The organism is Shewanella seohaensis, assembly GCF_023283775.1.
Classification (GTDB): Bacteria; Pseudomonadota; Gammaproteobacteria; order Enterobacterales; family Shewanellaceae; genus Shewanella; species Shewanella seohaensis.
Window position 1 is genome coordinate 149,600 of the sequence record NZ_JAKILE010000010.1, and the last position, 12,972, is coordinate 162,571.

The following is a 12,972-nucleotide window of genomic DNA, read 5'->3' on the forward strand; positions in this document are numbered from 1 at the left end:
AAAGATGACTAAAAATAAGCATTACTTTCAAACTATTACTTTTTTTCTGTGCGCTTTTTTTGCTGTAGCAGCCCACGCGGCTAACCAGCTTGAGGGCGTGCGTATTTGGGCTGCCCCCGAGTCGACCCGGGTGGTGTTCGATTTGAGCGAAGCGCCTAATTACACTTATTTTTCCCTCGATGGACCCAATCGTTTAGTGGTCGATCTTAAAAAGGCTTCGACAAAACTGAGCCTGAAAAATATCGATAACAACAGTAAATTGGTTAAAGGGGTTCGCGTCAGCAAATCACCCACTAAAGGTGATTTACGTTTGGTGATCGATCTGGTTAAGCCATTAAATGCTAACCTGTTTTCTCTACCTGTGACGGCGCCCTATGGTAATCGTCTGGTGGTCGATCTCGAGGATAAAACCTTAACCACGGCGACAGCTGTCGTTAGCTCAACTCCCGTTAAAACGGTTACTCAATCGGCGCAATCGTCCCGTGATATTGTGGTGGCCATTGATGCGGGTCATGGTGGTGATGATCCTGGTTCTATTGGGCCTTCAGGTGTTTACGAGAAAAAAGTCGCACTGGAAATAGCAAAAAGAGTGGCCAGTAAGATCAACGACACGCCGGGTATGCGCGCCGTGATGATCCGTACTGGCGATTACTTTGTGAATTTGAACAAGCGCTCCGAGCTCGCCCGTAACAGTAAGGCCGATTTACTGATTTCTATCCACGCCGATGCTTTTACCTCGCCCCAGCCAAAGGGGGCGTCAGTGTGGGTATTGTCGATGCGCCGCGCGAACAGTGAAATTGGTCGTTGGTTAGAGCAAAAAGAGAAACACTCAGAACTCTTGGGTGGTGCCGGGGAAATTATCCAAAATACCGATAATGAACAGTATCTTGCAATGACTCTGCTCGACATGTCTATGAACAGTTCGATGGCCATAGGTCACTCTGTTGCTGGGGATATTTTGAAGGATCTCGGCTCTGTGACTGAGCTGCATAAGAGTCGCCCTGAGTCTGCGAGCCTTGCGGTATTAAAATCCCCCGATATTCCCTCCATTCTGGTGGAGACAGGATTTATCTCGAATCCGAAGGAAGAGCGCTTGCTCAACAGCAGTCGCCATCAGGAAAGTATCGCAACCGCTATCCATAAGGGCGTTAGCCGTTATTTCCACAATAACCCGCCAGCTGACACCTTGCTCGCGAAGCGTAATAGCGGTGGCACAACGGCCAGCACGAGCGCGAAATCATCCTCTGGAAATATTAAACACAAGGTGAGCCGCGGCGAGTCACTTTCGGCTATTGCTCAACGTTATCAAGTGCCTATGGCCAGCATTAAGCGCGCCAATGGCATGAAGACGGATGTGGTACAACTCGGGCAAACACTCGTCATTCCTGAGAGTTAATAGGATGAAGTCTATGGGGATTCAGATCCTTCCGCCGCAACTAGCCAACCAAATCGCCGCCGGCGAGGTGGTCGAACGGCCGGCTTCTGTGGTGAAGGAACTTGTCGAGAACAGCCTAGATGCTGGGGCGACGCGTATCGATATCGAAATCGATAAGGGCGGCAGCAAGCTGATTAAGATCCGCGACAATGGTTCGGGGATCCCAAAGGATGAGCTGGCCTTGGCCTTGTCGCGGCATGCCACCTCGAAACTGCACTCTCTTGACGACCTTGAAGCCATCCTCAGCTTTGGTTTTCGCGGCGAGGCATTGGCGAGTATCAGCTCAGTGTCCCGCTTAACCTTGACCTCGCGTACCGCTGAGCAAACGGAAGCCTGGCAGGCTTATGCCGAAGGCGTCGACATGGCGGTTAAGGTCATGCCGGCCGCGCATCCTGTTGGTTCAACTATCGAAGTTGTCGACCTGTTCTTTAATACGCCCGCCCGTAGACGTTTTCTTAAAAGCGATAAAACCGAATTTACCCATATCGATGAATGGTTAAAACGCATTGCGTTAGTGCGTGGGGATATCCACTTTACTTTGACCCACAATGGCAAAACCGTACGTAACTATCGTCCGGCGATGAATGAGCCGCAGTATTTGCAGCGATTGACTCAGGTTGCTGGACGTCAATTTGCCGATGAGGCGTTGCGGGTCGAATGCCAACACGATGACCTACGTTTAAGTGGTTATTTACAGTCGCCTTGGTCAACGGTGTTAACCGACACCCATTACTTTTATGTGAATGGCCGCTTAGTGCGCGACCGTTTAGTCAATCATGCGGTGCGCCAAGCATTTGCCCAAAAAGCCGAGGTCGAACAGCCGGGTTATGTGTTGATGCTGGATATCGATCCCCATCAGGTAGATGTAAACGTGCATCCGGCGAAACACGAAGTGCGCTTTCATCAGAGCCGTTATGTGCATGATTATATTCTGCAGGCACTGCAATCGGCGCTCGAAGAAGCGAGCGAGCTGGGTTTTGAGCGTCCTTTCGAGCCAAGTTCGCCACAGGTTAGGGATGAGGTCTCTCTCTCCGAATCTAGGGTGCAGGCACAAACTGAGCATCATGCCTTCGAGCTGCAATCGCCTGAATCTAAAACGCATTCAAATTGGGATGCAGCTTCGCGTGCTGATACTTCTCGCGCCGAGATATCACGGGATTCTCAGCTAGCTGAGCTTACTCGGGATATTGCTAGCACGCGTCCGTACGCTGGCGTGCAGAGCAATACCTACGGCAGTATGGCGGTTCCGCGGGAGTCACGTAGTGGTTCGGCTGGGGAAAATCGTGCCCGAGCCGAGCTTCCTTCTAAGGCGGCTATCGCCAGTTACGGCGAATTATTGCAAACGCCATCCTATAGCGTGCAGGACAAGCCGTATCAACCCGTGCTTGCAATGCCCGCCATACTCAATGGTCAATATTGGGTATTAGCGCAAGGGCAAAACCTGAGTCTGTTGCCAATTCAATCTGTGGCGTTAGCGACACGTAGCCATGAGATAGAAACAAAGCTGGCAACTGGTTTGATAGGTCAGCCATTATTGATGCCAGTGTCGATAGCCGCCGATACGGATTGGCCAGCATTACTCGAAGAACATGAAACACTTATCCGGCAATTAGGATTAGAACTAACAATTCGCTATCAGCAGTTGATAATCAAAAAAGTGCCCCCATATCTCAGGGATAGCCAGTTAGCGAAGGTGATCCCCGAGTGGTTGCAATCGCTACGTTTTGAAGCGCCAGCACCTAATGCATTGGCTGTGTGGCTGGCAGAGCAGAGTTTAACTGGATTTACCTCGGCCGCGGATATTTGGGCGGCCTATAGTCAGTTAACTGAAGAGAAAAGACAGCAAATTGCCGATAAAGCAGTATCCTTACCTTGGCAATCGTGGCTAGAAGAGCAAGCAATTGAATAAAGAATTACAGCCAAAAGTGGTTTTTTTGATGGGACCAACGGCGTCCGGAAAAACCGCTTTAGCACTCGAATTAGCCGAAAAGCATAATTGCGAGATTATCTCGGTTGATTCAGCATTGATCTATCGTGGCATGGACATTGGCAGTGCTAAGCCCTCTGCCGAGGAATTAGTACGAGGTCCGCATCGACTGATCGACATCCGCGATCCGGCAGAGAGCTACTCCGCCGCCGATTTTAGAGCCGATGCGCTGCGCGAGATTGAACAGATTATTAGCATGGGAAAGACCCCCGTATTAGTGGGCGGCACCATGATGTACTTTAAGGCGCTATTAGAAGGATTATCGCCGTTACCGAGTGCCGATGAGGCGATTCGGACCGAGATCCAAGCCGAAGCGGACGCAAACGGATGGGAAGCACTGCACGCGCAATTAAGGGAGATAGATCCCGTATCGGCAGAAAGAATTCATCCTAATGATCCACAAAGGCTTTCAAGAGCGATAGAAGTATATAGAATAAGCGGTAAGAGTCTGACCGAGTTAACTCAAACCAAGTCGGCTCCTTTACCCTACGATGTGGTGCAATTTGCCATTGCGCCCCGTGAGCGCAAAGTGCTGCATGAGTTAATCGGGCAGCGTTTTCGGATAATGTTAGAGCAAGGTTTTATTGATGAAGTCGCCCAGCTGAAAGCGAGAGGTGACCTACATTTAGATTTGCCCTCAATGCGTTGCGTGGGATATCGACAATGTTGGCAGTATCTCGATGGTGAATTTGACTATGATACTATGGTCGAAAAAGCCGTTGCCGCTACTAGGCAATTAGCCAAGCGTCAATTAACATGGTTGCGTAGTTGGCCAGAGTTGAATTGGCTTGAAAGTGGTGCTGAGGGGAATTTAGTTACACTTATGCGTCAATGCCGCTAGCTTATTAGCCCTTGCTGTATAATACTAAAACTAAACAAAAAACTTCACTGATAACGATTTATTTTTATATAAATTAAAAAGGAAATAATAAAATGGCTAAGGGGCAATCTTTACAAGACCCATTTTTGAACGCACTACGCCGCGAGCGCGTTCCTGTATCAATTTACTTGGTAAACGGCATTAAACTCCAAGGACAGGTAGAGTCGTTTGATCAGTTTGTCATTCTGTTGAAAAACACAGTGAGCCAAATGGTTTACAAACACGCTATTTCTACCGTAGTACCTGCTCGTCCATTTAACGTTGCTGGCCATCAAAATGCCCAGGGCGGTTATGGCGCGCAAGACGATATGCCAAGTGGCGAATAAGTTTTAGTTTGAGGAGTTTGCTTCTTGTTTGATCGTTATGAGGCGGGAGAAACAGCGGTTCTTGTCCATATCGACTTTTCCGATGAGGAACGCCGAGAAGACTTAGTCGAGTTACAGCTATTAGTCGAGTCAGCTGGAGCACGCTCAGTCGGGGTCATTACTGGAAGTCGACGCTCACCAGACCGTAAGTTTTTTATTGGTTCTGGTAAAGCCGAGGAGTTAGCTGCATTAGTAGCTGCAACCGAGGCTAATGTGGTTATTTTCAATCACGCCTTGAGTCCTGCTCAAGAGCGAAACCTTGAACAGGTGTGTCAGTGCCGAGTATTGGACCGAACCACGCTGATCTTGGATATTTTCGCTCAACGTGCTCGGACCCATGAAGGTAAGTTACAGGTGGAGCTAGCGCAATTGCGCCACATGTCGACGCGTCTTGTGCGTGGTTGGACTCACCTTGAGCGCCAAAAAGGCGGTATCGGTTTACGTGGTCCGGGTGAAACCCAGCTCGAAACCGATAGACGTTTGCTCAGGGGCCGCATTAAAAATATCAATAAACGCTTAGAGCGTGTTGATAAACAACGTGAGCAGAGTCGCCGCGCCCGTAAGCGTAGTGACATGCCAACAGTCTCATTAGTGGGTTATACCAACGCGGGCAAGTCAACGCTGTTTAATGCCTTAACCTCATCTGATGTTTATGCAGCCGACCAGCTATTTGCCACACTCGATCCCACATTGAGAAAGTTAGATCTGCCCGACGGTGCCGTGATTTTAGCGGATACTGTAGGTTTTATTCGCCATTTACCACACGATCTGGTTGCCGCGTTTAAGGCAACATTGCAGGAAACGCGTCAAGCGGAATTGCTGCTTCATATTGTTGATTGTGCTGATGAAAACATGGCGGATAACTTCGAGCAGGTGCAAAACGTGCTCGAAGATATCGATGCTGCCGAAGTGATGCAGTTGGTCGTTTGTAATAAAATCGACCTGCTTGAGGATGTCGCGCCGCGCATTGAATACGATGAACGTGGTAAGCCGGTACGCGTCTGGCTTTCGGCACAAAAACGTTTGGGATTTGATCTGCTCCTGAAGGCGATCACCGAGTTGATTGGTGAAGTTATTCATGAGTTTACACTTAAGATTCCAGCAACTGCTGGACATTATCTTGGCCAGTTTTATCGACTGGATGCGATACAGCAGAAAGAGTACGACGATCTGGGGAACTGTATTTTGTCTGTTCGTTTATCGGATGCCGATTGGCGCCGATTAGCTAAACAGAGTCAGGGTGAGTTAGAAACCTTTATCTTCGATCCGTCGACAGAAAAGGCTGTTTGTTAATAATCTAATTTATTTCATCCACTTATGGAGTGCTAAATGGCTTGGAACGAGCCCGGTAACAAGGGTAATGATCCTTGGGGAAATAAAGGTGGTAACGACAAAGGACCACCGGACCTTGATGAGGTTTTTCGTAATCTTTCAAAACGCTTTGGCGGCAAAGGCAATGGCTCATCAGGCCAGAGCTTTAGTTCGTTCAGCTTAATCATCATTCTTGCCATCGCTTTTGTTGTTTGGGGACTCTCGGGTTTTTACACCATTAAAGAAGCTGAGCGTGGTGTTGCGCTGCGTTTTGGTCAGCACATTGGTGAGGTGGGACCTGGTCTGCATTGGAAGGCTACGTTTATCGACCAGATTTATCCCGTTGATGTGCAGTCTGTTCGCTCCATTCCTGCTTCTGGCAGCATGTTGACCTCAGATGAAAACGTCGTGAAGGTCGAGTTGGACGTACAGTATCGTATTTTAGATGCGTACTCTTATCTGTTCAGTGCCGTTGATGCGAATGCCAGCTTACGTGAAGCCACAGACAGTGCGCTGCGTTATGTCATTGGCCACAACAAGATGGACGATATTCTGACCACAGGTCGTGATGCTATTCGTCGCGATACTTGGAAAGAACTCGAGCGCATCATTGAGCCGTACAAATTAGGCTTAGCCATTGTTGACGTTAACTTTTTGCCAGCTCGTCCACCTGAAGAAGTGAAAGATGCTTTCGACGATGCGATTGCGGCGCAAGAAGACGAACAACGCTTTATCCGTGAAGCCGAAGCTTATGCCCGTGAAGTCGAGCCTAAAGCGCGCGGTGAAGTTGAGCGTATGGCGCAACAAGCGAATGCCTATAAAGAGCGTGAAATTCTTGAAGCTCGCGGTAAAGTGGCTCGTTTCGAGTTGCTGTTACCTGAGTACCAAGCGGCACCTGAAGTGACCCGCAAGCGTTTGTATCTCGATGCAATGCAGCAGGTGATGACAGATACCAACAAGGTGCTTATCGACGCCAAGAACAATGGCAATTTAATGTATTTGCCTTTAGACAAGTTAATGAAAGAGAAGCCTGTGACTACGCCAGAGGTTGAGCATAAGGCTCAGCAGAACGTCAATTCTTCATCTATGTCAACGACTCGCATTGGTGAGCCATTGAGTGGACGCCCTTCTCGCGAGGACCGTGCTCGCCAAGGGAGGGAGTAATCCATGGGTAGATTAGGTATTGTTCTGATTGCCATCGTATTAGGCATAGGTCTGTCATCTGTGATGGTCGTTAACGAAGGCGAGCGTGCGATTGTGGCGCGTTTCGGTGAAATCGTTAAAGACAACGTTGATGGCAAACCAGTGACCCGCGTTTTCGCCCCAGGCATACACTTTAAAGTGCCTGTGATCGATAAAGTGAAGTTACTCGATGCGCGTATCCAAACCTTAGATGGTGCGGCCGATCGTTTCGTCACCTCTGAGAAAAAAGATTTGATGGTCGACTCCTATGTGAAGTGGCGTATTTTAGACTTCGAAAAATACTACCTCTCCACTAACGGCGGGATTAAGTCGAATGCAGAGACCTTACTGCAACGTAAGATCAACAACGACTTACGTACCGAGTTTGGTCGTCGCACTATCAAGGAAATCGTTTCTGGTAAACGCGATGAGCTGCAAAATGATGCGTTAGAAAATGCTTCTGAAAGCGCTAAAGACCTAGGTATTGAAGTGGTTGACGTGCGCGTGAAGCAAATCAACCTACCCGCAAACGTGAGTAACAGTATTTACCAACGTATGCGTGCCGAGCGTCAAGCGGTTGCCAAAGAACATAGAGCACAGGGTAAAGAGCAGTCTGAAATCATTCGCGCCACGATTGATGCCAACGTGACCGTGAAGATTGCAGAAGCCGAGCGTAAAGCCTTAACCATCCGCGGTGAAGGTGATGCGCAAGCCGCGAAGATTTATTCTGACGCTTACAGTAAAGATCCTGAGTTTTTCAGCTTCTTACGTAGCTTAGATGCATACCGTGCGAGTTTCTCAGGTAACTCTGATGTGATGGTGTTAGAACCAGATAGCGAGTTCTTCAAATATATGAAGAGCACTTCACCTAAGAAGTAAGCAATCAGAAATGTATTGAAATGGGTCCTGAAAACAGGGCCCATTTTTTTATCTGCAGGAAAACGTAAAGTTGCAAAATGAGAGTTGGAGTTATATTAGCGATGCATGGATTATGCCGACCTCACAGACCATTTGCTCAAAAAGTATATCAAAACGATTAAAATCGCTTAATAGTTGTGCTTTTTTGTCCATTTTATAAAAAACACGCAATCTCCCTAACTTAGTTGAGTGTTTTCACTATGATCTGCTTCTAATTTTTAGCTATAATGAGCCCCGCTTCAAACTTCGATTTTTGCCCATGGTGATAACTAGGGGGCAGAAAGTCTTTGAAAAACAAAAATTCCAACACCCTCTGGGAGATAAGTGGATGAGCAATGCGCCAGTCGATACCGGACGTCGCAGATTCCTGACAGCCGCAACCGCCGTAGTAGGTGGTGCTGGTGCCGTCGCTGTAGCGGTTCCTTTCATCAAGTCATGGAATCCGAGTGCCAAGGCGAAAGCTGCAGGTGCACCGGTAGAAGTAAATATCAGTAAAATTGAGCCAGGTCAGCTGATCCGTGTTGAATGGCGTGGAAAACCTGTATGGGTTGTCCGTCGCACAGAAGCAGTGATTAATGAACTGCCAACACACGACGATAAGCTAAGAGATCCAGCGTCTGCAGAAATGCAACAACCTGAATATGCAACAAATCCTCTGCGTTCTATTAAGCCAGAGTATTTTATTGCCGTCGGTATTTGTACCCACCTAGGATGTTCACCAACTTATTTACCAGATTCATTTGGTGAGCAAGTTCAAGGCGTGACTTCTGGTTTCTTCTGTCCATGTCATGGTTCTAAGTTCGATATGGCGGGCCGCGTATTCCAAGGCGTTCCAGCTCCATTGAACCTAGTTATCCCTCCACATCAATACGTTGATGATGGCACCGTTATCATCGGTGTAGATAAAGGAGTGGCGTAATGGTTAAGAATTTAATTAATTGGATCGATGCGCGTATCCCAATGACGGCGACTTATAACCGTCACGTGGGTCAGTATGCGACGCCAACTAACTTTAACTTCTGGTACTTCTTCGGTTCATTAGCCATGTTGGTATTGGTTAACCAATTACTGACGGGTATCTGGTTGACCATGAACTATGTACCAACAGCAGAAGGTGCGTTCGCCTCTGTTGAATACATCATGCGTGACGTAGAGTACGGCTGGTTATTGCGTTATATGCACTCAACTGGTGCGTCTGCATTCTTCGTGGTGATCTACTTACATATGTTCCGTGGTCTGATTTACGGTTCATATCAAAAGCCTAGAGAGCTACTGTGGCTATTCGGTATGTTGATTTTCCTCGTGCTGATGGCTGAAGCCTTTATGGGTTACTTGCTGCCATGGGGACAAATGTCTTACTGGGGCGCGCAGGTAATTATTTCTCTGTTCGGTGCTATCCCTGTTATCGGTGATGACTTAACCCTGTGGATCCGTGGTGACTACGTGATCTCTGGCGCGACACTGAACCGTTTCTTCGCTCTGCACGTTATCGCACTGCCATTAGTGTTAGTGGTTTTAGTGTTCTTACACTTAATCGCTCTGCACGAAGTGGGTTCAAACAACCCAGACGGTATCGAAATCAAGAAGAACAAAGACGAGAATGGCTGGCCAGTTGATGGTATTCCATTCCACCCATACTACACAGTTAAAGACATTATGGGTGTTGCGGGCTTCCTGATCGTGTTCTGTTACGTGCTGTTCTTCATCCCTGAAGGCGGCGGTTACTTCCTTGAGAAGCCAAACTTTGAAGCGGCTAACCCAATGAAGACACCAGAGCACATTGCACCTGTATGGTACTTCACTCCGTTCTACGCCATCTTACGTGCTGTTCCCGATAAATTGGGCGGTGTGGTAATGATGGGTCTGTCGATTGCAGTACTGTTCGTGTTGCCTTGGTTAGACCGTTGTAAAGTGAAGTCAATTCGCTACCGCAGCACGCTGCACAAGTTGAACATCGCTCAGTTCGCTGTATCGTTCATCGTCTTAGGTTACTTAGGCGCTGTACCTGCAACACCAGAGCTGACTATTGTTGCACGTATCTTCACTGTGACGTATTTCGGCTACTTCTTATTACTGTGGTTATACAGCAAAAATGAGAAAACTAAGCCTGTTCCAGCGAGGTTGACACACTAATGAAAAAATTACTGATTGCATTAGTTACATTGATCCCGACGCTGGCAATGGCCGCGAGTGGACACAATGTACATTTAGAAAAAGCCAATGTTGATCTGCATGATAAGGCTTCTTTAGAGCGTGGTCTGGATATGTTCCAACACTATTGCTCTGGTTGTCACAGCACTCAGTATCAACGCTATGAGCGTGTGGCGAACGATATCGGTATTTCTGCCGATGATATGCGTAGCAAGTATATGTTTACCGATGCCAAAATCGGTGAGCTGATGCAAAACGCGATTCCACACAAAGATGCGGCTAAGTGGTTCGGTGCAACTCCACCAGACTTAACCTTAGTAGCACGTGTTCGTGGCGAAGATTGGGTGTATTCATACCTCAAAGGCTTCTACAAAGACCCAAGCCGTCCATTCGGCGTAAACAACACTGTCTTCCCATCTGTGGGCATGCCACACGTTCTTGAAGAACTGCAAGGCACTCCTGTTAAGCAAGAAGATGGCACTATTGTGGTCTCTGGTGGTAAGTTAAATGCAGAAGAGTACGACCAAGCAGTTCGTGATATCACTGGCTTCTTAGTCTATTCGGCTGAACCTGTTAAGTTAGAGCGTAAAGCGCTAGGTTGGTGGGTACTTGGATTCCTGTTTATCTTCTTTATTGTGGCCTACCTCTTGAAGAAAGAGTACTGGAAAGATGTACACTAGGCACCAATAACGGGTAAAATATAGTATCCGCATAGTGTAAACGGGGGGCTTTGCCCCTCGTTTACTTTTGTTTTATTTCGACTCTGGAGGGTATCAATGGCTGTTGCTGCCAACAAACGCTCTGTCATGACACTGTTTTCAGGTGCTGATGATCTGTATAGCCATCAAGTGCGTATCGTGTTAGCTGAGAAAGGGGTTACTGTTGATGTTTTACAGGTCGACCCAAACGAAATGCCTGAAGATTTACTTGAAGTAAATCCTTATAACTCAGTGCCAACCTTGTTAGATCGTGAGCTCGTTCTGTATGAATCACGTATCATCATGGAATACTTGGATGAGCGTTTCCCTCATCCACCGTTGATGCCTGTTTACCCAGTATCTCGCGGCCAAAGCCGTTTGATGATGCACCGCATCGATACTGACTGGTACTCACTCGTTGACCGTATTCGCAAAGGCGATCGCGCTGAAGCGGCCCGTAAAGAACTGACTGAAAGTTTACTTTCAATCGCACCAGTATTTGGTGAAATGCCTTACTTTATGAGCGAAGAATTCGGTTTAGCGGATTGCTACCTCGGCCCATTATTATGGCGTTTACCTGTATTAGGTATCGAGTTAGACAGCCGCGTAGCGAAAGACATCAAAGCCTACATGACACGTATTTTCGAGCGTGAATCATTTAAAGCTTCGTTGACTGAAGCTGAACGCGAAATGCGCATGGGAATGTAATGAAAGCGTTGACTCCAAATCGTCCTTATTTACTCAGGGCTTACTACGATTGGTTGATGGACAACCAATTAACGCCTCACGTTGTCGTGGATGCCTTTGTGAAAGGCACCCAAGTACCACAGCAGTACGTGAAGGATGGCCAGATCGTATTAAATATCGCGGCCAGCGCGGTGGGCAATTTGCAAATTGGTAATGAATTTGTGGAGTTCAATGCGCGTTTCGGTGGTGTACCTCAACAGGTATTATTGCCAATGGCCTCGATTGTGGCCATTTACGCCCGTGAAAATGGTGCAGGGACTGTCTTCGATATTGAAGACGCGTACTTAGTCGAAGAGGAAGCCGAATCGACTTTGTCTGTTATCGAGACAAACGAGAAGCCAACCGAACCTACGGATGAGCCTCCTAAACGTCGCAGTCATTTAACCTTAGTTAAATAGGTTAATTACGCCCTGTTCTATACTCTTGAAAGCCAGTCTGTTGACTGGCTTTTTTATTGGATAAAGGTTTAATCCGCGCAAAGGCCTGTGATAGCATTTGCGCCGCATTTCAGCCGTGGAATGCATCGACTTACCATTTGAGCCAATGGATTTTGTATGTTGCTAATGATCGACAATTACGACTCTTTCACCTTTAACTTAGTGCAGTATTTTCAGCAGTTAGGGCAAGAGATCGTGGTTAAACGCAATGATGAAATCAGCTTAGCGGAAATCGAGGCGCTGGCACCGAGCCATTTAGTTATCTCTCCCGGGCCTTGTTCGCCCAATGAAGCGGGGATTTCCCTCGTGGCGATTGAGCATTTTGCTACGCGTTTACCTATCCTAGGTGTGTGTTTAGGGCATCAAGCCATGGCGCAGGTGTTTGGTGCTAAGGTTGTGCGAGCGCAACGAGTGATGCATGGCAAAGTCAGTGCGATTGGCCATACAGGCGAGCGCTTATTCAAAGGGTTAAATCAACCATTAACTGTAACACGCTACCATTCATTGTTGGTCGATGCTGTCCCTGAGGGATTTGTGTTAGATGCTTGGTTTGACGACCCAACCCATGGGCGCGAAATTATGGCCATGAGCCATAAGCAGCTGCCACTCTTTGGTGTGCAATTTCACCCCGAGTCAATTTTGACCGAGCAAGGCCATGAATTGTTGGCAAACTTCTTGTCGCAATCGGCTTTGGCTTAATCGAAAAGATCCATTCAGTTCTAGGGCGTGTTTACGTTTCAGGGTTATTTTTGCAGCTATGTGGCGTGCGTTTATGCAAGGCAAAGTCCGTGTAGTGTAGTTATTCTACATAAACGGACGATAACGCGGCAGAAACGCCCGCCAAACGCTGCCCGAAGGGTT

13 protein-coding genes are annotated in these 12,972 nt (G+C 47.6%); all 13 read left to right on the forward strand.

Translation table 11 applies throughout. From position 1 onward, the window contains the following. Positions 1–4 precede the first annotated feature (4 nt). The 13 genes from L2713_RS13250 to L2713_RS13310 all read left to right on the forward strand — a co-directional run bounded on the left by L2713_RS13250 (position 5) and on the right by L2713_RS13310 (position 12,810). The gene (locus L2713_RS13250; RefSeq protein WP_086904172.1) at positions 5–1,396 is read left to right on the forward strand and encodes an N-acetylmuramoyl-L-alanine amidase; all 1,392 of its coding nucleotides are present in this window, start codon (positions 5–7) and stop codon (positions 1,394–1,396) included. Positions 1,397–1,409: 13 nt separating this feature from the next. After that, positions 1,410–3,344 (forward strand): DNA mismatch repair endonuclease MutL, encoded by a 1,935-nt coding sequence (gene mutL / locus L2713_RS13255; protein ID WP_248968215.1) that lies wholly within the window; start codon positions 1,410–1,412, stop codon positions 3,342–3,344. Then, positions 3,337–4,263, forward strand: coding sequence for a tRNA (adenosine(37)-N6)-dimethylallyltransferase MiaA (miaA, locus tag L2713_RS13260; protein WP_248968216.1), 927 nt, complete (start codon positions 3,337–3,339; stop codon positions 4,261–4,263). The genes mutL and miaA overlap by 8 nt, the downstream gene beginning before the upstream one ends. 92 nt (positions 4,264–4,355) lie before the next feature. Continuing rightward, on the forward strand, positions 4,356–4,628 hold the full coding sequence (gene hfq, locus L2713_RS13265) for an RNA chaperone Hfq (RefSeq protein ID WP_011070934.1): 273 nt from the start codon (positions 4,356–4,358) through the stop codon (positions 4,626–4,628). Between the two features lie 24 nt (positions 4,629–4,652). Next, a complete protein-coding gene (gene hflX, locus L2713_RS13270; RefSeq protein WP_086904174.1) occupies positions 4,653–5,960 on the forward strand; it encodes a ribosome rescue GTPase HflX in 1,308 nt (435 codons plus the stop codon). A gap of 36 nt (positions 5,961–5,996) precedes the next feature. Continuing rightward, positions 5,997–7,142 (forward strand): FtsH protease activity modulator HflK, encoded by a 1,146-nt coding sequence (gene hflK, locus L2713_RS13275; protein WP_011715790.1) that lies wholly within the window; start codon positions 5,997–5,999, stop codon positions 7,140–7,142. Positions 7,143–7,145: 3 nt separating this feature from the next. Further along, complete coding sequence (hflC, locus tag L2713_RS13280) at positions 7,146–8,039, forward strand: protease modulator HflC (RefSeq protein ID WP_248968217.1); 894 nt, start codon at positions 7,146–7,148, stop codon at positions 8,037–8,039. Between the two features lie 367 nt (positions 8,040–8,406). After that, positions 8,407–8,997, forward strand: coding sequence for a ubiquinol-cytochrome c reductase iron-sulfur subunit (petA, locus tag L2713_RS13285; protein WP_011715792.1), 591 nt, complete (start codon positions 8,407–8,409; stop codon positions 8,995–8,997). Further along, positions 8,997–10,211 carry a cytochrome b gene (locus tag L2713_RS13290; protein ID WP_011715793.1) on the forward strand — a complete coding sequence of 405 codons (1,215 nt, stop codon included), beginning with the start codon at positions 8,997–8,999 and terminating at the stop codon, positions 10,209–10,211. Before petA ends, L2713_RS13290 begins: the two co-directional genes overlap by 1 nt. Further along, positions 10,211–10,909, forward strand: a complete 699-nt coding sequence (locus L2713_RS13295; protein WP_109287562.1) for a cytochrome c1 — start codon at positions 10,211–10,213, stop codon at positions 10,907–10,909. The genes L2713_RS13290 and L2713_RS13295 overlap by 1 nt, the downstream gene beginning before the upstream one ends. Positions 10,910–11,005: 96 nt before the next feature. After that, positions 11,006–11,635: a stringent starvation protein SspA gene (gene sspA, locus L2713_RS13300; protein WP_011715795.1), complete on the forward strand. Its 630-nt coding sequence runs from the start codon at positions 11,006–11,008 to the stop codon at positions 11,633–11,635. After that, on the forward strand, positions 11,635–12,072 hold the full coding sequence (locus L2713_RS13305) for a ClpXP protease specificity-enhancing factor (RefSeq protein WP_011715796.1): 438 nt from the start codon (positions 11,635–11,637) through the stop codon (positions 12,070–12,072). The genes sspA and L2713_RS13305 overlap by 1 nt, the downstream gene beginning before the upstream one ends. 156 nt (positions 12,073–12,228) lie before the next feature. Beyond that, positions 12,229–12,810, forward strand: a complete 582-nt coding sequence (locus tag L2713_RS13310) for an anthranilate synthase component II (protein WP_248968218.1) — start codon at positions 12,229–12,231, stop codon at positions 12,808–12,810. The last annotated feature ends 162 nt before the right edge of the window (positions 12,811–12,972 follow it).

Bases quoted from the DNA above. Each gene is read 5' to 3' on its own strand.
- L2713_RS13295 (WP_109287562.1), top strand. From the start codon at position 10,211: ATGAAAAAATTACTGATTGCATTAGTTACATTGATCCCGACGCTGGCA.
- L2713_RS13290 (WP_011715793.1), top strand. From the start codon at position 8,997: ATGGTTAAGAATTTAATTAATTGGATCGATGCGCGTATCCCAATGACG.
- sspA (WP_011715795.1), top strand. From the start codon at position 11,006: ATGGCTGTTGCTGCCAACAAACGCTCTGTCATGACACTGTTTTCAGGT.
- mutL (WP_248968215.1), top strand. From the start codon at position 1,410: ATGGGGATTCAGATCCTTCCGCCGCAACTAGCCAACCAAATCGCCGCC.
- petA (WP_011715792.1), top strand. From the start codon at position 8,407: ATGAGCAATGCGCCAGTCGATACCGGACGTCGCAGATTCCTGACAGCC.
- L2713_RS13305 (WP_011715796.1), top strand. From the start codon at position 11,635: ATGAAAGCGTTGACTCCAAATCGTCCTTATTTACTCAGGGCTTACTAC.
- L2713_RS13310 (WP_248968218.1), top strand. From the start codon at position 12,229: ATGTTGCTAATGATCGACAATTACGACTCTTTCACCTTTAACTTAGTG.
- hflK (WP_011715790.1), top strand. From the start codon at position 5,997: ATGGCTTGGAACGAGCCCGGTAACAAGGGTAATGATCCTTGGGGAAAT.
- hfq (WP_011070934.1), top strand. From the start codon at position 4,356: ATGGCTAAGGGGCAATCTTTACAAGACCCATTTTTGAACGCACTACGC.
- hflC (WP_248968217.1), top strand. From the start codon at position 7,146: ATGGGTAGATTAGGTATTGTTCTGATTGCCATCGTATTAGGCATAGGT.
- L2713_RS13250 (WP_086904172.1), top strand. From the start codon at position 5: ATGACTAAAAATAAGCATTACTTTCAAACTATTACTTTTTTTCTGTGC.